Below are 21,078 nucleotides of genomic sequence, written 5' to 3'. Positions count from 1 at the left end.
TGGAGCGACCTGATTTGAAACCGCTCTGGCGAAGCAACGTCCATTTAGCGTATGTACGCGAGAATATTAATGAGGGATTAGCATTGCCTCGACGACTTCACGACCGTTGTAGCCGAATTTCTGACGGTTGATTGACAGCTCAGATGAAGTTATAACTTCTGCTGGCTTCAAGTTGTATAATATCGAATTTCGCAACAGGCACCACGGCTCATTACTGATAATCAAGGTCACCAGCGCACTTCACACCAACCAATACAATGGGTTGACTGAGAAAGTATAACTTGAAGCTATCGAGTTTAACAGCGAGCAAAGCGATTTGCCAAGTCATTGGCATGGCGTGGTATTGCATCTGCCGCAGGCCGCGCTCTGCCATTGCGGAAGCTCTGGAATGCAGCCGACGCCAAACCAGAACATGCCCCCTCCGCCGAAGACGATCTCATCCAAGGCCGACACTCCGGCACCGGCTGTCATGACGAAGTTGCTCGGCGGCGTCAGTCTGCGTCTCCTGCTGTTCATTGCCTTCACTGTCGTCGCCGTCGTACCGGTCGGCGTCCTCGCCTTCTGGGAGAGCAAAACGTCCTTCCAGAACGAGATGGACTCGGTGCGGGCGCGGCATCTCCTGGTCGCCCATCCGTTCAAGGACTGGGCGGCGGCGTCGCCCGACACTTCCGGCGCGGCGGCGATAATGCGGGGCGAAACCGGCGTCGGCCAGATCCTTTCGCCGCCATTCAACAGCAACATGATCGCCGGCTGCGCCGTGGTGCCGGAAACCGGCCGGGCCGTCATGGTGCCGCAGCCGATCATCGAGCTTTGCCGCGGAGCCGATCAAGTGACCGCGAAGGCAATCATCGTCGCGGCCGGTTCGTTCGGCGCCGCCACGCTGCTGAGCTGGGTGTTCGCGCTTTATCTGGCCCGCCCGGTCCGCGTCGTGGCGGCCACCGCCGAGGCGGTTGTTGCCGGCAATGACGAAGTGTCGGTTCCAGTCTTCCACGGTCCGGTGCCGCGGGAGATCGGCCAGATGGGCGCCGCGGTCAACACCATGCTGAGCGACCTGCGCCGCAAAGCCGCCGACACCATCCAGGCGCTGCGGCAGGCGGAGACATCCAATCTCGGCAAGGGCCAGTTCCTGGCGAACATGAGCCACGAGATCCGCATCCCGCTCAACGGGATCGTCGGCATGGTGGAGCTGATGCGGCTCACGGATCTAACCGCCCCGCAACGGCGTTATCTCGAAACCGCCGCCCGGTCCAGCCAGGCGCTGCTGCGAATGATCGATGACATCCTGGACCTGTCAAAGATCGAGGTCGGCAAGCTGGAACTGGACCGCATCCCGTTCCACCTGCCGTCTTTGATGCTCGATGTCACGGTGTTGTTCGGCGATCAGGCGCGATCCAAGGGACTGACATTGTCGCTGCTGATGCCAGACCCGCTGAACCTCATGCTCGTCGGCGATTCGCACCGCCTGCTGCAGGTCCTGACAAACCTGGTTGGCAACGCACTGAAATTCACCGCCATGGGCAGCATCACCATCCATGCGGCAATGGAGCAGGAGATCGGCACCGGACTGCGCATACGCTTCGAAGTATCGGATACCGGCATCGGCATCCCAGCCGACAAGCAGGGCCTGATCTTCGAGGCCTTCACGCAGGCCGACAGTTCCACCACCCGGCGCTATGGCGGAACCGGGCTGGGCCTGTCGATCGCACGCCAGCTCTGCCACCTGATGGATGGTGACATCGGCGTGGAGAGCGTGGTCGGCGTCGGGTCCACCTTCTGGTTTACTGTGTTCCTGGAACGAGGGTTGGCCGCGCCGGCCGTTCTACCCGCCCCGGCTGCCCGTCCCGCTCCGCCAGTCACGCTGCCGCCAGCCGCACCGGCCGCTGACTTCGTCTCCGCCGCGAGCAAAGCGTTCCAGGCGACACTTGATCGCGGCGGCCGAAGCTCCATCTCGATCCTGCTGGTGGAGGACAACCCAGCCAACATGCGGATAACCCAGGCTTTGCTGGAAGCATTGGGTTGCCGCGTCACAGCCGCCCGAAACGGCCTGGAGGCAGTCGCCGCTTATCGAGAATACCAGTTTGACCTGGTGCTGATGGATTGCCAGATGCCGGAAATGGACGGCTACGAGGCGACCCGGGCAATTCGTCACATCGAGACGCTTCAGGGTCACTCCACCCCGATTGTCGCCTTGACCGCCCATAGCTTGCAGGGAAGTCGCGAGGCGAGCCTGGCCAGCGGGATGGACGATCAGCTTACCAAGCCGCTGACGACAACCGCATTGACCAGCAAGTTGCTGGAATGGCTTTGCCCCGAGGACAGTACCGCAATGAACTCCGGAGAGGTGTGATCAGCGGCGGTTGCCTGACCGGTCGGGCTATGGCATCCGCTATGCAACTCCCGGCGATGGCAATCGGCGCGTTGGCCTAAAGCCGAGCTTTTTGTTGGATTTTTTAGTGGAAGATGGTCTGGTCCCGTGACGTCTCTTGATTCTCCTCGGCTTGCCTTTGGCTTCTCGTTCGCCGACCTCGCGGTGCGTAACGGGCTTGTGCGGCTGGATCGCCAATTCCTGGGGACGCTGGCGCAACAGGACGCGGCGCTGCATCAACGTCTGCTGGCGGCCCGCGCGGCGCCTGACAGCCTGTCCTCGCGCGACGAATCCGACTTGGTCGTGGCGCTCGGCCCGCATCTGGACGGGTTCGTGGCGGCCTTGTTCGGCATCGAGCCGCAGACCGAGGCGCTGATGCGGACAACGCTCGCGCTGGACCCGATCCACGCCTGCAAGCGCCTGTTCGTGCAGCGCCAGGCGGTGAAGAAGTACGCCGACCCGTCCGCCTTCGACGGTCCGGCGCTGCGTGCGGCGCTGGAAGCCCGTATGGGTCAGGCATTGACCGAGCAGGCCTTCGCTACCTATGTTGCCATCTGGGAAACCGATGCGGAGGCGCTGGACATCGCCTTGCGCTATGCTGCCTGGGCGACATTGACCCCGGACGGCCAGGCGGCGCATCGCGGCGGCACCCTGTTCGGCGTGCCGCGTCGCATCGATCCGCAGCACCTTGTGCCGGTCGAGACGATCGAGCGCGATGGCGTAACCATGCTGCGCCTGCCGGAACATGACCGGCGGCACCGCGAGGGCTTCGCCCTGACCGACCACGGCATGAACACGCAGCAGGCGCTGGACCAGGTGAACTACTGCATCTGGTGTCATACTCAGGGCAAGGATTCCTGCTCGAAGGGGCTGAAGGACCGCAAGACCGGGCAGTTCCAGAAATCGGTGTTCGGCGTCACCCTGGCCGGCTGCCCGCTGGACGAGAAGATTTCCGAGATGCACACGCTGCGCGCCGCCGGCCATGTGCTGGGCGCGTTCGCCACAATCGCCATCGACAACCCGATGATGGCCGCGACCGGCCACCGTATCTGCAACGACTGCATGAAGGCGTGCATCTACCAGAAGCAGGAGCCGGTCGATATTCCTCAGGCGGAAACATCCGTGTTGAAGGACGTCCTGGCGCTGCCGTGGGGCTTCGAGATCTATGCGTTGCTGACCCGGTGGAACCCTCTGGACATCCGCCGCCCCCTGCCCCGGCCAGACAGCGGGCGCAAGGTGCTGATCGTCGGGCTGGGACCGGCCGGGTTCACCCTGGCGCATCACCTGATGAACGACGGCCATACCGTGGTCGCGGTTGACGGGTTGAAGATCGAGCCGCTGGGCTTTGACGTCTCCGCCCCGGTGCGCGACGTGGCGACGCTGTTCGAGAACCTGGATGACCGCGTGATGGCCGGGTTCGGCGGGGTGGCCGAGTACGGCATCACCGTCCGCTGGAACAAGAATTACCTGAAGCTGGTGCGGCTGCTGCTGGAGCGGCGGGTTGACCAGTTCGCGCATTTTGGTGGCGTGCGGTTCGGCGGCGGCGGCACGTTGTCGGTCGACGATGCCTGGACGATGGGTTTCGACCACATCGCCCTGTGCATGGGCGCCGGCCGGCCGACCGTGCTGGATATCCCGAACGGGCTGGCGCGTGGGGTGCGGCAGGCGTCCGACTTCCTGATGGCGCTGCAACTATCCGGGGCGGCGAAGGCGTCCTCGATCGCCAACCTGCAGCTTCGCCTGCCGGTGGTGGTGATCGGCGGCGGGCTGACGGCGATCGACACTGCCACCGAAAGCCTGGCCTACTACGTGCGTCAGGTGGAGAAGTTCGCCCTGCGCCACCGGGTGCTGGTGGCGGAGAACGGCGAGATGGCGGTGCGCCTGCGCTGGACGCAGGAGGAGGCGGAGACCGCTGGCGAATTCCTCGCCCATGCCGCCGCGATCCGCGCCGAACGCGAGGCGGCCGCGCGCGAAGGCCGAGCGGCCGATCTGGCGGGGTTGCTGGATGGCTGGGGCGGGGCGACGGTGGCGTATCGCCGCCGGCTGGTGGACAGCCCGTCCTACACGCTGAACCACGAGGAAGTCGCCAAGGCGATGGAGGAATCAGTCCACTTCGCCGAGGGCCTGACGCCCGCCGCGGTGGAGACCGACCGCTTCGGCCATGCCGCGGGGCTGCGCATGACCCGCGCGGATGGCTCCGAGGTGGTGCTGCCGGCGCGGGCGATCCTGGTGGCGGCCGGCACTCAGCCGAACACCGTGCTGGCGCGGGAGGATGACCGGATCAAGCTGGACGGCCGCTACTTCCAGGCGGTGGACGAGAACGGCGCGAAGGTGGAACCGGTGCGTGGTTTGGCGAAGCCGGACAAGGCCGAGGTGCTGATGCACCGGGCGGAGAATGGACGGTTCATCAGCTTCTTTGGCGACCTGCACCCGAGCTTCTTTGGCAACGTGGTGAAGGCGATGGGCGGGGCGAAGCGGGGTTATCCCGTGGTCTCCCGTGCCCTGGCTGCGATTCCGGCGACCTCGGTGCCGGGTGCCGCGCTGATCGCCGCAACACGGGATGCGCTGACGGCGCGGGTGCATGCGGTGCATCGGCTGACGCCGACGATCATCGAGGTGGTGATCCGCGCCCCGGCCGCTGCCCGCGCCTTCCGGCCCGGCCAATTCTACCGGTTGCAGAACTTCGAGGTGCTGGCCGCGCGCGATGACGAACCGGGTGTCGGCCGCACCTTGCTGAACATGGAGGGGCTGGCGATGACCGGCGCCTGGACCGATCCCTCGGCCGGGCTGGTCAGCGTCATCGCGCTGGAGATGGGCGGCAGTTCGGACCTGTGCGCCATGCTGGCGCCTGGGGAGCCGGTGGTGCTGATGGGGCCGACCGGCACGCCGACCGAGATCCATGCCGATAGCACGTTGGCGCTGGTGGGTGGCGGGTTGGGCAACGCGGTGCTGTTCTCGATCGGCGCGGCGACGCGGGCGACGGGGTCGAAGGTGGTGTACTTCGCCGGCTACAAGGCGCTGCGCGACCGCTACAAGGTCTCCGAGATCGAGCGGGCGGCCGACGTGATCATCTGGTGTTGCGATGAGGCGCCGGGCTTCACGGTGGGACCGCATCGGCCGCAGGATCGCAGCTTCGTCGGCAACATCGTGCAGGCGATGGCAGCCTACGCATCAGGCGCGCTCGGCGACCAGGCGGTGCCGCTGGCGGAGGCTGACCACATGATCGTCATCGGCTCCGACCGCATGATGCAGGCGGTGGGCGCCGCTCGGCATGGCGTGCTGGCGCCTTATCTGAAGGCCGGGCACAGCGCGATCGGATCGATCAACTCCCCCATGCAGTGCATGATGAAGGAGGTCTGCGCGCAGTGCCTGCAGCCGCAGATCAATCCGGCGACGGGGGAGCGGACGGTGGTGTTCTCCTGCTTCAATCAGGACCAGGCGCTGGACCGGGTGGATTTCCCGGCGCTGCATGAACGGCTGGGGCAGAACGGCGCGCAGGAGAAGCTGACGGCGCAGTGGGTCGACCGGGCGCTGCGGCGGGTGGGGATGCGGGCGGCGGTGGCGGCGGAGTAACGGGTAGGTGGCTATGCGTCCTGGTGACGGTGGTCGAAGTCCAGGATTTTGTGTTGCCTGTCGTTGCCAGTCAGCCAGTTCGGGAAGAAACGTTTTCAGTGCAGCAGTTTGGCCAGCACAGCCGCGGTAAGAGCAATGTTTGCACCCACCATCCAGGTTAACAGCGTCAGGCGGGCGTCCGTCGAAGCCAGTCGCGCCTCATAGGTTGCGACTTCCTCGGCCGCTTTGTTGGCAAGTTCCGGGGTTGTGCCGCCACTGATAAGCGCCTCACGCAGGCACCAAGCTGCCATGCCATCTCTGGCCTTTATGCTTATTCCGCTTGGTCGCCAAGCCGATCCATATCTGATAGCGACTATGCCGGACCGGCCGGTGCGGGTCCATTGCGTTGATAAGACCCGCGGGCCGGCGTGGGACAGAGCATCTCGTTTATCCGGTTCTGTCGCAGACGGGCGAGTTCCTCAAGATAAGGCGTGACAGCACGTTGGTTCTCTGCTATTATGTAATGTTATGAGGAACTGAACCTGTCCTCCTCGGCAACGTGAACCAGACCACAGTCGGAATCTATCCGAGCGGTCTGGCTGATGTTCGCTCATTAAGGAGATCGCGATGTTTCAGGTTCAGGCTCCCGTCGTCATCGTTCCGTCCACCGAAGCCCGCGCCGCGCTCGGAGTTCAGCTTCGCCCAGCCGCGTTGGCGGCCTGGCATGAAATCGCCCGGCGCGGCAGGGGTATTGAAATGGCGCACTTCCAGATCGTGCATACCGGCGTAACACTTGCGGTCTGCTCGCGCCTTCGCCAGGACGGCTTCATCGAGATCGAGTTTGGTCTCGGCGATCCAAGGCAGGCCGCGCGAGTCATTCCTGCGGCGGAACTGCTGCGGGCGGAAGCTCTGGCCCGCGGTCGTCAGGCGGCGCGGCGCTGACAAGGCGCGGGGACGGCGTCGCTGTCCCCGCTACATCTGTATGTGCATTGACCAGGACCCGTTTCAGCCATTCATGCTACGACTCCGCGATAACCCGACTGCGTCATGCGTTCCGTCAGGCATATGCCGTCGCCGGCCTTTGGCCGAGCAAGGCGCGGTTGCGTCTGTGCGAAGCCGCCGCAATGGCAGCCCGCGAATCTCTTCGCTTGCGTCCAGTTCCGACGCCCGTACAGCGTATTCCGACTTTATCGAACCTCTGGAGAAACTGCCATGAATGCCCCTTTTGAGTGGCGTCACGCCGCTGCGCAAAGCATTGGCAGAAACGGCGCCGCGATGGCACTGCGGTGTGCCCTAAACGTCCACGCCGCGGTTGATCGCCGCTCTCCGGAAGCTGTGGGATTGGCGAAGTGGCTTGCGGAGAGCGCGGCTGGGTTCGATCTGCCAGACAACGCAGTTCCGGGCGATGCCGACAGCTACGGATTTTGGCCGCGTCGCGGTGTGTCGGAGCAGGATTGGCGCAAGATCGACAGTGCGCTGACGCAAGGCGGGGCTGCTGTGTCAGGCATCCCGGATGCCCATGCTTGTCGCTGGGTCGAGGCAATGAGCCCGATCCTCGCGCTTGATGCGCTGGAAAGTCACATCCTCGCGCTTGTGCTTTACTACAAGGTCGACAAGCGGGTGGAGCGGCTGTTCGACACGATCAGCGTGTGCCGCGAAGGTCCGACCTACTTGCACCGGGACGCCACGTTGATCGCGCTGCTGCTGCAAGCATCCTCGGCGGAGGTCGAGACGCGGCTGACCGCAGGCGCAAAGCTGCTGGCTAGCGGGCTGCTTCACCTCGGGCGCAGCGGCGGGCTTGGCGCGCTGGAGCGGCTGAAGGCGCTGATCCGCCAGGGCGTGCCGCCAGCGGCCGACGTCTACGACCAGTTGCTCGGCGCGGCCGTCGCGGCACCGCTGCCGTGGGAGTCCTTCACGCATCTTGGTCAGGAAGCCGAAATCGCCGCTTCCGTGCTGCGGGCGGCACTGGGCGGGCGGGAAAACGGGATCAACCTGTTGCTCTACGGGGCGCCCGGCACCGGCAAGACGTCGTTCGCCGCGACGCTGGCCGAGCGGGTGGGCGCGCGGCTGCGGCCGGTCGCCGAGGCGGACGAAAGCGGCGGAGAGCCCTGTCGTGGGGAGCGTCTGGCCGGCCTGCGCCTGGCCCAGCGGCTCGTCGCGCCCGGCGATACGCTGCTGCTGTTCGACGAGGCGGAAGATTTGTTTGTTGAACGCAATGGATCTGATGACGAGCCCGCGACCAACTCCCGCGTGTTCATGCACCGGCTGTTGGAGCGCATGGCGGTGCCAGTGATCTGGACAGCGAACGACATCAGCATGCTGGGCCCCGCCGTGCTGCGGCGTATGACGATGTGCCTGGAGCTGAAGGTGCCGAACCTGGTGACCAGGACGCGGCTGTGGCGGCAGATGGGCGAGGCGGAAGGCATCGTTTTGCCGGAGGCCGATGCGGCGCGGCTGGCGCGCTTGGTGCCGGCGGCGCCGGCCGTCGCGTCAACGGCGCTGCGCGCGGCGCGGTTGGCCGGCGGGCAGGCCGAGACCGCCCGTGTCATCGTGGAAGGCGTCGCTCGGGCGGTGCATGGCGGTGCCCTGCCGGCGCCCGAGCGGGCGCACGACGGGCTGTATGATGCGGCCCTGGTGAACGCGGACTGCGACCTGGGCGCGCTGGTGGATCGGCTGGCGCGGCCGGATGCGGATCGGGCGGTGTCGTTCCTGCTGTCGGGGCCGCCGGGATCGGGCAAGAGCGCCTGGGTGCGGCATCTGGCTGACCGAATGGGGTTGCAGGTATTGCACAAGCGTGCCTCCGATATCCTGGATGCCTATGTCGGCGGAACCGAGCGCAACATCGCCGACGCCTTCGCCGAGGCGCGGGACAGCAATGCATTCCTGGTGTTCGATGAGGCCGACAGCCTGCTGCTGGATCGGGTGGACGCGGTGCGGAGCTGGGAAATCAGTCAGGTCAACGAGATGCTGACCTGGATGGAGGAGCACGCGCTGCCGTTCGCCTGCACGACCAACCTGCTGGGCCGGCTGGATCGCGCCAGCCTGCGCCGTTTCCTGGTGAAGGTGCGGTTTGATTGGCTGACCCAGGCGCAATCTCGGCTGGCGTTCCGGCGCTTCTTTGGGCTGGCCGCGCCACCGGTGCTGGATGGGCTGACTATGTTGACGCCAGCGGACTTCGCGCTGGTGCGCCGCCGGGCCGCGATGGTTGGCACGATGGAGCCGCTGGCATTGGTGCGGCTGCTGGCGGCCGAGTGTGAGGGTCGGGTTGGCGGTGCACGGGCGATGGGGTTCGCGGCGAGGATGGCGGGTGATTGTGATGGCGGCTAGAAGCTGTCAGTCTCGTTCCATGCGATACCTTCCGGCTATGCGCTTGATGCGCCTCGCCCATCATCTGGAATTCTGCGTGCGTATTCGATGGTTCGATAAGAAGTGCGTTGGAACCTATAAACTTAGGACAAGTGGCAACTGCGCAGAATAGAAAGGGAGCTGAATGCTAAACGGTATCCTGCGGGGCAAAAAGCGGGGAACCGGAATGGAGAGTGTCCGGCTGCTGGAAGAATTCAACGGATCGGAAGATACGCTAACTGCAACCGTATTGGAGCGGCTTTTTTACCTACCAGATGAAACAGTTAGCGCCATTCTCTTCTCGCAAGAGATCTGGGCCAGCGTAGCGATGATCCCGCCAACTCCGGTCGAAAATGTTTTATTCTGGCCCTGGCAGACCGAAGCCGGTGAGCAAGCCGTCGAACCAGATGTGATTGTCGAATTCACTGATCGAGTTTTGGTTGTTGAAGCCAAACGCAATGATTTTGTGCGTCAGCAGAAACCCGATCAACTGGCTCGCGAATACGCTCGGGCGAGTATGCAGTTTCCTGGCAAGCAGGTTTGGCTGTTAGCGGTAGGGGGTTTGCAGGACGGGCGATTAACGACACTGATCGCGCTCCGCAGCAAACTGCTAGCGGAACTAGAGCAAACGGCCCCGAGTCTTCTTGACCAAGATGTTCGCTTTGCGGCCGTGCATTGGCACAAGCTTTTCAGCGTTATTTGTGACGTCACCGCCGACAAGTATGTATACCGCCGTCTGATAAACGACATACGGGTCGGGTTAATATTGCATGGAATTAACGTTGAGCCACTGAGTTGGATGAAGGAACTAACTCTGCCGCGCTGGCGTGCCGTTGCCGGTGGGATTACATCACCTCCAGCCGCCTTTATTCCAAAGTGGGTCACTACGCTTGCTCGTTTGCAACCCATTACGTCCGCTGCCAGCGTCTTTCTCCCACAAGAACGCGAATGATCATGAGCCAGTCAACAACCGAACTTGCCGAAGCGCTGGCCGATGTGCGGCGGGCTTACCGCTTACTTTGGGCTTTTCAGAAGCGCATTCTCGATTATAACCGCATCATTCGTGAGCGGCTGGAATTTTCGCATTGGTCATCGGATTCGCCGTTCAAGATGAGTACATGGAATCCGGAAACCAGATCGGTCTGGGGCATGCTGCCTATGGTCAATATAAGTTTTAGAGCGTCTCGCCGCCGCGACGATACACAATACAAGAATGGGAAGTGGTCGGAGTATCCGCGCATGAACGATGCAGTTCTGTGCGTTTGGTCACGTTCAGACACCGGAATGCCGGCATTCGCCTCCACTGATCCTAACCCGTTGACATTTAGGAACGTGGAAGAGTGCCAGACGAAGCTTTGTCTCTACCTTGTACTGAACCGGCCGAACAGAGAGATTGCCGTTAGTTTGTGGGGCGCGAGTGAGCATTGCTTCAATATAGTCGCTGGTGCCGGAACGATGGTATCCCATCCCAAAATTGACGGTATCGATATTTTTGGAATGGATTTCGATCTTGCTGAATTACCTGACGAACACGCCCTTCTTAAAGGGATCGAAGCATTCAGCACTGCCGCCGGCAATGCTCTTGGCGTGCCGCTCGATCAGCTTCCAAGATTGTGACTTAACCTATTTGGACGATCTGGTTTCTGGGGCACAGGCTCACTTCACGCCAACTCAGCGCTCACCCCCACCGCAGTCGCACCCTCCGCAAGCCGCCTGTCCAACGTGCAGATCGTCGCCCCTCGCGCCGCCGCGACCGCGACATGCAACGCATCCCCCGCCCGCAAACCAATCCCATACTGCTCGGCGAACCGCCCCGCCGTCAGGAAGTGATCGCGGATGACCGGAACCACCGTCAGAGACTCCTCCTTCAGTCGAGTGAACAGCCCGGTCACCTTGGCGCGATCTTCAACCGTTAGCTGACCCATGCGGATCTTGATCGACAGCGCCGAGGCAATCTCCGTCACCACCCACTCGCTGATCAACAGCCCCGCCGGGTCCTGCTGACTCAACCAAAGCTGAACCCGCCCGGTGGCCGCTTCGTTGGTAAGCGCCGCGACCAGCAACGACGTGTCGAGATACAGCGTCAGTAGCGCGCCTCATCCCGCATCGTCCGCACTATATCGGTTCCCCGCGGCAACTTATCCGTCACCGCCCGCAGCACAGACAGGGCAATAGGCTGCCGAGGCCGCGCGAGGGTGCTAAGCTGCACCACTGGTTTCCCCCGGCGGCTGATCTGGATCAGATCGCCAGCCTCCGCCCGCGCCACTAATTCGCTTAGATGCGCCTTGGCATCCGCAAGGTTCACATCATCCATCCGCGCGCTCCTGACCAACATGTTAGTCAGATATAGGATGCGGTCGCGACGTTAGCAAAGGTTTTCGGCGACGGATAAATCCCAACGGAATACCCGTTCCCTCACCCCCTCACGCCCAACCCCCGCATGAACCCATCGCGTATCCGCGAGGGATCCCGCTCCGTCGTATCCACCGGCTTCTGGTTATCGATCCGGCAGCCGATCAGCCACGGCCCGGCCTCCCGCAACGACAGCCCGACCAGTTCAACAAACGCATCCTCATTCGCCGCCCAGGCGCTCTGCGCCAGCCCAGACGCCCGGGCGATCCCGACGATATCCGCCCCCTGCTCCGTCATCGTCTTCTGTCCGCCGGTGATCTGGTACGCCCCGTTGTCCATGATCACGATGCACAGGTTGCTCTGCCGCCGCGCCGCCACGGTGGACAGCGCGCCGAGCTGCATCAGCACCGACCCGTCCCCCTCCAGCGCGAAGACTTTCCGCCGCGGCTGGGCGATCGCCACCCCCAGCGCGATCGGCACCGCCAGCCCCATCGACCCCAGCATGTAGAAGTTCTGCCGCCGCCGGCCACCGCAGGCCGCCCACAGGTCGAAATTGGTATAGCCGATGCCGCCAACGACCGCCTCGTCCTGCCGCAACAGATCCAGCATGCGTTTGGTGATGTCGAACCGGTTCATCACCTTGGCCTGATCACGGGTCGCCGGGTGGTTCACCAAATCTGCCATATCCCCAGCTCCTACTTCGAGAAAACCTTGCCGCCGGTCAGCAGCGGCGACAGGATGAAGCAGACCGGCGCCATCGTGGCGAAGGCCTGCACCAGACTACGGTCCAGGATGAACTCGGCCTCGTCCAGGCGGGTCATGGTGTGGTGCTCGATCGCCAGCGCCTCCAGCACCGGGCGCATGGTCCGTGCCACCAGCGACTGGCCGATGTTGAATTCCCCCAAGGTGCCGCGTTCGGATACCATCATCAACACCGGGATCTGGAACGGCACCGCCAGCGACGCCAGCACGTTCGGCAAGGTGGCAAAGCCGGAGGTCTGCATCAGCAGCATCGACCGCACCCCGCCCATCCAGGCGCCGGTGTTGATGCCGACGGCCTCCTCCTCCCGCGTGCAGGCGAAGGCCTGGAAGAACGGGTCCGCCTCCACCGCCTCGATCAGCGGACGCAGCACGTTGTCCGGGACATAGGTCACCAGCTTGACATCGTGGCGTTTCAGCACCTCCCGCACGATCTCGTACCAGGCGCTCGCCGTCGCGGCTTCCACCATCCAGACCCCCTTCATTCCAGCCCACCCGCGCCATTCGCACGCCTTGCGCGATCCGGCAACCGTTCGTAGATGGAACCCATCCCAGGGGGAGCCGGATGCCGGATCGGACAAGAACCTATGACGTGCTGGTGGCGGGCGGCGGCAACGCGGCGCTGTGCGCGGCGATCACCGCGCGCCAGTCGGGCGCCAGCGTGCTGCTGCTGGAAAGCGCGCCCAAGGCCTTCCGCGGCGGCAACAGCCGCCACACCCGCAACCTGAGGGCGATGCACGACCAGCCGAACGATGTGCTGACCGATGCCTACCACGAAGACGAATACTGGGACGACCTGCTGCGCGTCACCGGCGGCAACACCGACGAAGCGCTCGCCCGGATGACTATCCGTGCGTCCTCCGGCGTGTTCGGCTGGATGAAGCAGGCCGGCGTGCGCTTCCAGCCGTCATTGACCGGCACGCTGAACCTGGGGCGCACCAATGCCTTCTTCCTCGGCGGCGGCAAGGCCCTGGTCAACGCCTACTACCTAACCGCCGAACGGCTCGGCGTGCATGTCCTGTATGACACCGAGGTGCTGTCGCTGAACATGGACGACGGCGCGGTCCGCTCCATTGACATCACCCACAAGGGATTTCCTGAGACCTTGAACGCCCGCTGCGTCGTCGCCTCGGCCGGCGGCTTCCAGGCAAACCTGGAGTGGATGCGCGAATACTGGGGCGACGCGGTCGACAACTTCGTCATCCGCGGCACGCCATACAACCGCGGGCGCGTGCTGAAAAACCTGCTGGACCAGGGCGTCGGCACGATCGGCGACCCCACACAATGCCACGCAGTCGCCCTCGACGCCCGCGCGCCAAAATTCGACGGCGGCATCACCACCCGCCTGGACAGCGTGCCCTACAGCGTCGTCATCAACCGCGACGGCGACCGCTTCTACGATGAAGGCGAGGACGTCTGGCCCAAGCGCTACGCCATCTGGGGCCGCCTGATCGCGCAGCAGCCGGGCCAGATCGCATACTCCATCTGTGACGCCAAGGCATTCCCGCTGTTCATGCCGTCGGTCTATCCCGCCATCAAGGCGGATACCCTGGAAGAACTTGCTACCAAGATGAAACTCGATCCGACGAAAGTCCGGCAAACCATCGACAGCTTCAACAAGGCGGTAAAACCCGGCCAGGTGTTCGACAACCTGAAACTGGACGGCAATGCCACGGACGGCCTGACGCCGAACAAGACGAATTGGGCGCGTCCCGTCGAGAAGCCGCCGTTCTACGGCTACCCGCTGCGCCCCGGCATCACCTTCACCTACCTCGGTGTTCGCGTGAACGAGAAAGCCCAGGTGCTGATGGATACCGGTCAGCCCGCCGGCAACCTGTTCGCGTCCGGCGAGATCATGGCCGGCAATATCCTCGGCAAGGGCTACCTGGCCGGGTTCGGGATGACCATCGGCACGGTCTTCGGCCGCATCGCCGGGCAGGAGGCCGCACGTCGTGCAAGAAACTGACGCCGTCATCACCGCTCGCCGGGACATGGAGGTCTGCAACGCCTGCCGCTATTGCGAGGGCTTCTGTGCCGTCTTCCCCGCCCTGGAACTGCGCCGTGAATTTTCCACCGGCGACCTGAGCTACCTGGCCAACCTCTGTCACAACTGCCGCGGCTGTTACTACGCCTGCCAATACGCCCCACCGCATGAATGGGGCATCAACGTGCCTCGTGCCCTGGCGGAGGTGCGGGCCGAAAGCTACGCCGAATATGCCTGGCCGAAGCCGCTGGCCACCGCTTTTAATCGCAACGGCACCCTGGTCTCGTTGATCGCCGCGCTGGCCATCGCCGTCGTGCTGATCCTGAGCATGTTGCTGAACACCCCAGGCAATTTCTTCGGCGCCCATCCGGTCGTCGCGGATTCGTTCTACCGGGTCATCCCGCTCTGGGCGATGAACGTCGTGGCCCTGGCGACGTTCGGCTTTTCCCTGTTCGCCCTATGGATGGGCGCGCGGAACTTCTGGCATGAGGCCGGGCCACAGGACAAGGTCAGCGCAACCGCGTTGGCGATCGCGCTATGGGATGTGCTGACCCTGAAGAACCTTGGCGGCGGCGGCAACGGCTGCAATGACGCGTCGGAAAGGTTCTCGATGCGCCGGCGCTATCTGCACCACGCGATGTTCTACGGCTTCCTGCTGTGCTTTGCCTCGACCAGTTCGGCGTTCATCTACCACGCCTTCCTCGGCTGGCCAGCGCCCTACCCGTTCATCAGCCTGCCGGTGCTGCTGGGCACCGTCGGCGGCGTGCTGCTGATGGTCGGCACGGTGGGGCTGTTCGCGATGAAGTTCGTCGATGACCCGATGCCCGCCGTGCGGCGCCTGCTGGGGGCGGACGTGGCGCTGCTGATGCTGCTGGCCATGATCGCGCTGACCGGCCTGATCCTGCTGGCGGTGCGCGCCACCGGGGCGATGGGCTTGGCGATGGCGGTGCACCTCGGCTTCATCCTGGCGCTGTTCCTGGTGCTGCCCTATTCCAAGATGGTGCATGGCGTCTATCGCTCCGCCGCCCTGCTGCGGCGGGCGGTGGAGCGCAACATGAAGCCCCTGGGTGGGGAGTGATAACCCGGCGAATGATCAGCCGGTCCAGGTGGTGACGAAGTCTTTCGCCTCCGGTCGCGGTATCGGCGACGATCCGCCGGACCGCGTGCCGACGTATAGAAAACCGATGATCGCGTCGGTCTCTGCCAGGCCGAGCGCGGTCTTGACGGCCGGATCGTAGGCCGGGGCACCGGTCTTCCAAACCGCGCCATAGCCCAGCGCCGGCGCCGCCAGCATGATCGTCTGCGCGGCGGCCGAGGCCGAGGCGATCTGCTCGACCTCCGGTATCTTGTGGCCTTTCTTTACCTTGGCCGCGACCACGACGATGGTCGGCGAGCGAAAAGCCTTGTCACGCTCCCGCTGCAAGTCGGCGTCGGATGCCGAAGGCACGCGCCGCAGCAGCGACTCCGCCATCACTGCGCCAAAGCGGGCGCGTTGATCCGGGCCAATGACGACGAACTGCCAGGGCCGCAGGCGGCCATGATCCGGCGCGCGAACCGCGCTCGCGAACATGCGGTCCAGGTCCTCGGCCGAGGGTCCCGGTTCTTCAAGCTTCAACGCCGATTCTCGGCTGAGCATCAGGTCAAGCGCATTCATTGCGATCCTCCATCGGCGAGCAAGATAGGCTGTAGCGGGCGTTTCGCCAACCGAGTCCGACCTTCGCGCGATCTTGGTCAGGATCGGGTCAGCCTGATATAGCCCAGTTCATCCACACGCCCGGTCCAGCCGGGCGGAACCACGGTCGTCGAGTCGAGCGCCTCGATGATGGCCGGACCAGCGATCGTCGCGCCGGCCGAAAGGCCATTCCGCCAGTGCACCTCCGCCAGCGCGAAGCCGGTCGCGGCGAACCAGACTTCACGCGTTCGGACACGGACCTTCAATGGATCGGAAGGCTGAGCCAGCTTCAGGTCCGCCAGCTTGCCCACCGCGGTCAGCCGCAGGTTCACAAGCTGCACGGCCTCACTCGGATTGGCATGGCCATAGGTCTGCTCGTGCTTCTCATGGAACGCCGCGGCGAGGTGGTCGAGGCTGTCTCGGGTCACGGGCCCGGCTTCAACCGGCAGCGTCAGTTCATAGGCTTGCCGCCGGTATCGCACATCGGCGAAGCGCGGCAGTGCCCGCCGGTCAACCGGAACGGCCGCCGCTTCCAGTATGGCGGCGCCGGCTGCCTCCATCGCGGCGAACGCATCCGCGACCTGTGCCGGTTCTACAGTTTCCAGGTCGGCATATAGCGTACGTGCATAATCCCGCTTGAGGTCCGTCGCGACCAGCCCCAGGGCCGAGAACGCGCCAGGTGCGGGTGGAATGATCACCTCGGGTATCTGTAGCTCCTCGGCTAGCGCCACGGCATGAACCGGCCCCGCGCCACCGAAGGCGATCAGGCTGAACTCGCGCGGATCATGCCCACGCTCGACCGAGACGATGCGCAGCGCCTGTGCCATGTTGCTGTTGACCACCTCGATGATCCGCGCGGCGGCCTCGCGCACGGACAGTCCGAACGGCGCCGCCACATCGGCGGCGATCGCCCGCTCCGCGGCATCCAGCGCGATCGGCAGTCCGCCGTCCAGCAGCGCCTCCCGGTCCAGCCAGCCCAGCACCACGTCGGCATCGGTCACCGTCGGGCGCATGCCCCCCGCGCCATATGCCGCCGGACCCGGATCGGCGCCGGCGCTGTGCGGACCGACCTTCAATGCGCCGCCAGGATCGACCCAGGCGATCGAGCCGCCGCCGGCGCTGACCTCCGCCAAATCGATCACCGGCACGCGGATCGGATGACCGGTGCCATGCATCCATCGCCGGGTATTGGCGCCGCCGCCGACCTCATACTCCGCCGTGACCGCGACTTCATGTCCAACGATCACGCTGGCCTTGGCGGTGGTGCCGCCCATGTCGAAGGAGATCAGGTTTGGCCGGCCGAGCTGGCGTCCCGCCAAGGCCGCCGCGATCACGCCGGCCGCCGGCCCAGACTCGACCGCCATGGCCGGCATCCGCAGCCCTTCCGCGATATCGAACACGCCGCCCGACGAGCCCATCACATACAGCTCCGGCAACCCAAGCGCCTTCGTCGCGCTGGACAGGCGAGCCAGATAACCCGCCAGCAGCGGCCCGACATAGGCACAGACCGCGGTGGTGCTGGCGCGTTCGAATTCGCGGATCTCGGGCAGTACCTCGCACGACAGGAACACGCCGACATCGGGCAGCGCCGCACGCAGCGCCGCGCCAACCTGGCGTTCATGGCTGTCATTCAGAAAGGAAAACAGGAACGACACCGCCACCGTCTGCAACCCGGCGGCGCGGATCGCCTCGATCAGCGCCGGTATCTCCGAGCTCGCCAGCGGCGTGACCACCTCGCCCTGGGCGTCAATTCGCTCCGTTATCTCATACCGATGCCGCCGTGGCACCAGCACGATCGGCCCATCCTGGAACAGATCATAGAGATCCGGGCGAGAGGACCGCCGCAACTCCAGCAGGTCGCGGAAGCCACGGGTGGCGACGAAGCCGCACTTGGCGCCCTTGTGCTCCAGCAGCGCATTCGTCACCACCGTGGTGGCGTGCGACAGCAGCGTCACGTCGGCGGGATCAATCGCATTCTCCGCCAGCCCCTTGCGGATGCCCGCGATCACGGCCTCACCATAATCATGCGGCGTTGTCATCACCTTGGCGATACCAATCTGGCCGCTAGCTTCCTCCACCAGCGCCACATCGGTGAAAGTGCCGCCTATATCGATGCCAATACGCCAGGCCATACGTTCTGTCCTCCGCCGCCGGGCACCCGCCAGCTCGCATCAGGTTGCCCAAGCCCAGGCTTGAGGGCAACCGACGCAGCCCGCACAATGGCCTATGGAGACCAATCAGTCGGTCAGCCGCGTCATGTGGTTCTTCGCCATCGTCTATGCGGTGGAGGGGGTCTGCCAGGCCAAATCCGGGGTTATCTGGCAGCCGCTGAGCTATTTCCTGAAGCAGACCCAAGGCTGGGACCCGGTCAAGATCAGCGTCTCGCTGGCGGTGCTGGACCTGCCCTGGATCATCAAGCCACTGTATGGCGCGGTATCTGATTTCGTGCCGTTGTTCGGCTACCGGCGCCGGTTCTACCTGCTCGCGGCAAACGCCGCCGCGGTATTGGCCTTTGCCCTGGTTGCATCCCTGAGCAGCACGCGGTCATTGATCCCGGCGCTGACGATCACCGCCTTCGCCATGGCGATCTCCAGCACCCTATGTGGCGCGCTGCTGGTGGAAACCGGCCAGAGGCATGACGCATCCGCGCGCTTCGTCAACCAGCAATGGCTGTGGTACAACATCGCGCAGATGGGCGCCGTGCTGCTGGCCGGTTACCTGATCGAAACGCTCTCGCCGTTGGGCGCGCTGCACACCGCGGCCTGGATCGCCGCGGTGGCGCCAGCGGCCATCATCGCCAGCATCTGGCTGATCCAGGAACATCGGGCCAGGCTCGATCTGCCTGCTTTGCGGGAACGCCTGGCCGCCCTGCTGACGGCATTCCGAACCCGCAACCTGTGGCTCGTCGCCGGCTTCCTGTTCCTGTACTACTTCAGTCCCGGCTTCGGCACGCCGCTGTATTTCCAAATGAGCGATCGGTTGAAGTTCTCCCAGGGCTTTATCGGCGTGCTGGCATCGGTCAGCGCCGGCGGCTGGATCCTGGGCGGCCTGCTGTATCGTTGGAAACTACGTGGCATCGGCAAGCCGGCCTTGCTGCGGCTGAGCATCGCGGGCGGGGTCGTCGCCACCCTGCTCTATCTGCTGCTGGTCGGCCCCGCGACCGCCGTCGTGATCTGGCTGATAAGCGGCATTGCCGCGATGATCGCCACGATCGCGACCCTGTCGCTGGCGGCCGATTCCTGCCCGGAAGGCGCCGAGGGTTTCGCGTTCGCCGGCCTGATGTCGATCATCAACCTGACCAGCCCGCTTTCGGACATGCTGGGTTCGGTGTTGTATCAGCATGTCTTCAACCAGCACCTCACGCCGCTGATCCTGGTTTCCGCGGCGGCAACGGCGCTGGTGTTCTTCCTGATCCCGTTGATGGTGTTCCGAACGCGACCAACCGGGGCGAGCAGAGCTTGATTGCGACTTGCGGATGCCAACCCGGCCTTGCTGTCCCGGTTGGGTTGGCCAGCGCCACAGCCCTGCACGGTCGCTACATGTCAGGCTGTGCCGTCCGTCACGGCAAGCAACGGCATTGTCGGGTTCATCCTGCCGCAACGGCCCGACTGCCCGATCAACACCGCTTCGCACGATGCCGTTGCAGCCGGCCGAAACAAATCGAGCCATGACAGCGGCGGTTTCAAACGGTAGCATCACTGCTGACTGACCAACATATTTCGTATCAACATATTGTGTTAGTTCGTAACTAAATTGTGATCACGGATGCGTGATTTTTCGATTGTCTATAGAAATGGAGTTGGCTATCACAGGAATGTTCAATGAAAGGACATCCTGATGACCTCCTCCAAGACCCGCTCAAGGTTGCCGATCAAGACCTCTACTGCCGAAATCCCCCGGACGGCCGTAACGAGCACGCCAGACTCCCTGCCGGCCGCGGCGGGTTCCAGTCTCCCGCCGGCCCCAGGTCATCTGCCGAAAATTATGGATAACGGACGGATTCGCTTTGGCGCCGGGTTCCGTCTTCGTTCGGCGAAATAGGCAAAGCCGAGATGTCCTGGCGCCTGGGCGCCAGGAGCTGAGATGGTCATGCCATAACCGGTTACACCTGAACATATCAACCTCCGGCTGCCTGTCATCCTGCTATAAGCGCCCGTCAGCATTATCATGGCCGTCCGGAGGCACGACTTTATCAGTCAGGACGCCTGCTTTACTTAGTGGTATAGTATAAGGCGAGAGTTACACCACTCATGACATTCGCGGCGCCAGTGTTACAGTTTCATCGGCTGATTGAGCAAGCGCGTGCGCCCGAGCGTGCCGATCGCGCAGCCGCGGGCACGCTTCCAACACGCGCCTATCGTTACTGCGATGCCGTCACCAGCGCAGCCGGCTACGGATGGTGGGTGTTCTCTCCGATCGATATGCAATTAATTTGGGATGGACACGATCTATACTGGCACTTTGATGGCGCTTCGGATTGGATGCCGCTATCGCCCGCCGCGCAATTTCCGGATTTTGCCGAGGCTTTCGATCGCATCGCGCCAAGGTCGCTGCAGGGTTGCGCACCGCCGTTCCTGACCGCGTTGCCGGAACCAGGGTTAGTCCAGATCTGGACCGGATTGATGGCCCGAACCGCCAAGGATTGGAGCCTGTTGATACGATCTCCGGCCAATCTTGCCGCCCCCGGCGGCTACAGTCTCTACGAGGGTATCGTTGAGACGGATGAGTGGTTTGGCCCGCTGTTCACCAACCTCCGCCTCACGCAGACCCACAAGCCAGTGCATCTAAAAGCTGATTTTCCGCTACTCCAGGTACAGCCACTACCGCGGGAGGCTTATGCCGAACGCACGCTCAGTGCCACCTCTATCGTGCAAAGCATGGCCAACATGACCGATGCCGACTGGAGCGCGTATCACAAAACAATCGTTGTTCCGAACCAGGATCAAGACCGTCCCTTCGGCACTTATGCGATAGCCGCTCGGCGACGCCGTCAAGGCGCATGTCCCGTCAGTGCTGCAAGGATAGCGGTTTAAGTCGGCGCCGGGATAG

General features: G+C 63.9%; 17 protein-coding genes. 10 read left to right on the top strand and 7 right to left on the bottom strand.

Features of this window, described 5'->3' with window-relative positions; genetic code table 11:
• The first annotated feature begins 388 nt into the window (after positions 1-388).
• On the top strand, positions 389-2,347 hold the full coding sequence (locus ACQY4S_RS01865; RefSeq protein ID WP_428483475.1) for an ATP-binding protein: 1,959 nt from the start codon (positions 389-391) through the stop codon (positions 2,345-2,347).
• 126 nt (positions 2,348-2,473) lie between these two features.
• Complete coding sequence (locus ACQY4S_RS01860; RefSeq protein WP_428483474.1) at positions 2,474-5,938, top strand: FAD-dependent oxidoreductase; 3,465 nt, start codon at positions 2,474-2,476, stop codon at positions 5,936-5,938.
• Positions 5,939-6,033: 95 nt separating this feature from the next.
• Here the strand turns inward: ACQY4S_RS01860 and ACQY4S_RS01855 are convergent, their stop codons facing one another.
• Complete coding sequence (locus tag ACQY4S_RS01855; RefSeq protein ID WP_428483473.1) at positions 6,034-6,228, bottom strand: hypothetical protein; 195 nt, start codon at positions 6,226-6,228, stop codon at positions 6,034-6,036.
• A 316-nt stretch (positions 6,229-6,544) separates the two neighbouring features.
• Here ACQY4S_RS01855 and ACQY4S_RS01850 point away from each other — a divergent pair, with 316 nt between their 5' ends.
• The 4 genes from ACQY4S_RS01850 to ACQY4S_RS01835 all read left to right on the top strand — a co-directional run bounded on the left by ACQY4S_RS01850 (position 6,545) and on the right by ACQY4S_RS01835 (position 10,879).
• On the top strand, positions 6,545-6,859 hold the full coding sequence (locus ACQY4S_RS01850; RefSeq protein WP_428483472.1) for a hypothetical protein: 315 nt from the start codon (positions 6,545-6,547) through the stop codon (positions 6,857-6,859).
• Between the two features lie 270 nt (positions 6,860-7,129).
• Positions 7,130-9,244 (top strand): AAA family ATPase, encoded by a 2,115-nt coding sequence (locus ACQY4S_RS01845; protein ID WP_428483471.1) that lies wholly within the window; start codon positions 7,130-7,132, stop codon positions 9,242-9,244.
• Positions 9,245-9,407: 163 nt separating this feature from the next.
• Positions 9,408-10,214 carry a hypothetical protein gene (locus ACQY4S_RS01840; protein WP_428483470.1) on the top strand — a complete coding sequence of 269 codons (807 nt, stop codon included), beginning with the start codon at positions 9,408-9,410 and terminating at the stop codon, positions 10,212-10,214.
• Positions 10,215-10,216: 2 nt separating this feature from the next.
• Complete coding sequence (locus tag ACQY4S_RS01835) at positions 10,217-10,879, top strand: hypothetical protein (RefSeq protein WP_428483469.1); 663 nt, start codon at positions 10,217-10,219, stop codon at positions 10,877-10,879.
• 44 nt (positions 10,880-10,923) lie between these two features.
• Here ACQY4S_RS01835 and ACQY4S_RS01830 read toward each other — a convergent pair whose 3' ends face one another.
• The 4 genes from ACQY4S_RS01830 to ACQY4S_RS01815 all read right to left on the bottom strand — a co-directional run bounded on the left by ACQY4S_RS01830 (position 10,924) and on the right by ACQY4S_RS01815 (position 12,858).
• Positions 10,924-11,343 carry a type II toxin-antitoxin system VapC family toxin gene (locus ACQY4S_RS01830; protein WP_428483724.1) on the bottom strand — a complete coding sequence of 140 codons (420 nt, stop codon included), beginning with the start codon at positions 11,341-11,343 and terminating at the stop codon, positions 10,924-10,926.
• Between the two features lie 2 nt (positions 11,344-11,345).
• Positions 11,346-11,576 (bottom strand): type II toxin-antitoxin system Phd/YefM family antitoxin, encoded by a 231-nt coding sequence (locus tag ACQY4S_RS01825; protein ID WP_428483468.1) that lies wholly within the window; start codon positions 11,574-11,576, stop codon positions 11,346-11,348.
• Positions 11,577-11,677: 101 nt separating this feature from the next.
• Positions 11,678-12,298 (bottom strand): thiamine pyrophosphate-dependent enzyme, encoded by a 621-nt coding sequence (locus tag ACQY4S_RS01820; protein WP_428483467.1) that lies wholly within the window; start codon positions 12,296-12,298, stop codon positions 11,678-11,680.
• An 11-nt stretch (positions 12,299-12,309) separates the two neighbouring features.
• Positions 12,310-12,858, bottom strand: a complete 549-nt coding sequence (locus ACQY4S_RS01815; protein WP_428483466.1) for a thiamine pyrophosphate-binding protein — start codon at positions 12,856-12,858, stop codon at positions 12,310-12,312.
• Positions 12,859-12,938: 80 nt separating this feature from the next.
• Here ACQY4S_RS01815 and tcuA point away from each other — a divergent pair, with 80 nt between their 5' ends.
• Together tcuA and tcuB are read left to right on the top strand one after the other, a co-directional pair.
• A complete protein-coding gene (gene tcuA, locus ACQY4S_RS01810; RefSeq protein ID WP_428483465.1) occupies positions 12,939-14,339 on the top strand; it encodes an FAD-dependent tricarballylate dehydrogenase TcuA in 1,401 nt (466 codons plus the stop codon).
• Positions 14,326-15,435, top strand: coding sequence for a tricarballylate utilization 4Fe-4S protein TcuB (gene tcuB / locus ACQY4S_RS01805; RefSeq protein ID WP_428483464.1), 1,110 nt, complete (start codon positions 14,326-14,328; stop codon positions 15,433-15,435). The genes tcuA and tcuB overlap by 14 nt, the downstream gene beginning before the upstream one ends.
• Before the next feature lie 15 nt (positions 15,436-15,450).
• Here tcuB and ACQY4S_RS01800 read toward each other — a convergent pair whose 3' ends face one another.
• Together ACQY4S_RS01800 and ACQY4S_RS01795 are read right to left on the bottom strand one after the other, a co-directional pair.
• Positions 15,451-16,011 carry a nitroreductase family protein gene (locus ACQY4S_RS01800; RefSeq protein WP_428483463.1) on the bottom strand — a complete coding sequence of 187 codons (561 nt, stop codon included), beginning with the start codon at positions 16,009-16,011 and terminating at the stop codon, positions 15,451-15,453.
• Positions 16,012-16,088: 77 nt separating this feature from the next.
• A complete protein-coding gene (locus ACQY4S_RS01795) occupies positions 16,089-18,161 on the bottom strand; it encodes a hydantoinase/oxoprolinase family protein (protein WP_428483462.1) in 2,073 nt (690 codons plus the stop codon).
• Positions 18,162-18,255: 94 nt separating this feature from the next.
• On the opposite strand from ACQY4S_RS01795, the gene ACQY4S_RS01790 reads away from it, so the two are divergent.
• Both ACQY4S_RS01790 and ACQY4S_RS01785 read left to right on the top strand, forming a co-directional pair.
• Positions 18,256-19,491 (top strand): MFS transporter, encoded by a 1,236-nt coding sequence (locus ACQY4S_RS01790; protein WP_428483461.1) that lies wholly within the window; start codon positions 18,256-18,258, stop codon positions 19,489-19,491.
• A gap of 788 nt (positions 19,492-20,279) precedes the next feature.
• Positions 20,280-21,062: a DUF6065 family protein gene (locus tag ACQY4S_RS01785; protein ID WP_428483460.1), complete on the top strand. Its 783-nt coding sequence runs from the start codon at positions 20,280-20,282 to the stop codon at positions 21,060-21,062.
• Positions 21,063-21,078 lie beyond the last annotated feature (16 nt).

The organism is Rhodopila sp., assembly GCF_965276935.1.
Classification (GTDB): Bacteria; Pseudomonadota; Alphaproteobacteria; order Acetobacterales; family Acetobacteraceae; genus Rhodopila.
The sequence above is the reverse complement of the archived record's forward strand: the minus strand, read 5'-3'. Positions and strand labels throughout refer to the sequence as shown.

Coding starts and splice junctions, on each gene's coding strand:
- ACQY4S_RS01850 (WP_428483472.1), top strand. CDS start 6,545: ATGTTTCAGGTTCAGGCTCCCGTCGTCATCGTTCCGTCCACCGAAGCC.
- ACQY4S_RS01815 (WP_428483466.1), bottom strand. CDS start 12,858: ATGAAGGGGGTCTGGATGGTGGAAGCCGCGACGGCGAGCGCCTGGTAC.
- ACQY4S_RS01840 (WP_428483470.1), top strand. CDS start 9,408: ATGCTAAACGGTATCCTGCGGGGCAAAAAGCGGGGAACCGGAATGGAG.
- tcuA (WP_428483465.1), top strand. CDS start 12,939: ATGCCGGATCGGACAAGAACCTATGACGTGCTGGTGGCGGGCGGCGGC.
- ACQY4S_RS01790 (WP_428483461.1), top strand. CDS start 18,256: ATGGAGACCAATCAGTCGGTCAGCCGCGTCATGTGGTTCTTCGCCATC.
- ACQY4S_RS01825 (WP_428483468.1), bottom strand. CDS start 11,576: ATGGATGATGTGAACCTTGCGGATGCCAAGGCGCATCTAAGCGAATTA.
- ACQY4S_RS01835 (WP_428483469.1), top strand. CDS start 10,217: ATGAGCCAGTCAACAACCGAACTTGCCGAAGCGCTGGCCGATGTGCGG.
- ACQY4S_RS01845 (WP_428483471.1), top strand. CDS start 7,130: ATGAATGCCCCTTTTGAGTGGCGTCACGCCGCTGCGCAAAGCATTGGC.
- ACQY4S_RS01855 (WP_428483473.1), bottom strand. CDS start 6,228: ATGGCAGCTTGGTGCCTGCGTGAGGCGCTTATCAGTGGCGGCACAACC.
- ACQY4S_RS01795 (WP_428483462.1), bottom strand. CDS start 18,161: ATGGCCTGGCGTATTGGCATCGATATAGGCGGCACTTTCACCGATGTG.
- ACQY4S_RS01820 (WP_428483467.1), bottom strand. CDS start 12,298: ATGGCAGATTTGGTGAACCACCCGGCGACCCGTGATCAGGCCAAGGTG.
- ACQY4S_RS01865 (WP_428483475.1), top strand. CDS start 389: ATGCAGCCGACGCCAAACCAGAACATGCCCCCTCCGCCGAAGACGATC.
- ACQY4S_RS01785 (WP_428483460.1), top strand. CDS start 20,280: ATGACATTCGCGGCGCCAGTGTTACAGTTTCATCGGCTGATTGAGCAA.
- ACQY4S_RS01800 (WP_428483463.1), bottom strand. CDS start 16,011: ATGAATGCGCTTGACCTGATGCTCAGCCGAGAATCGGCGTTGAAGCTT.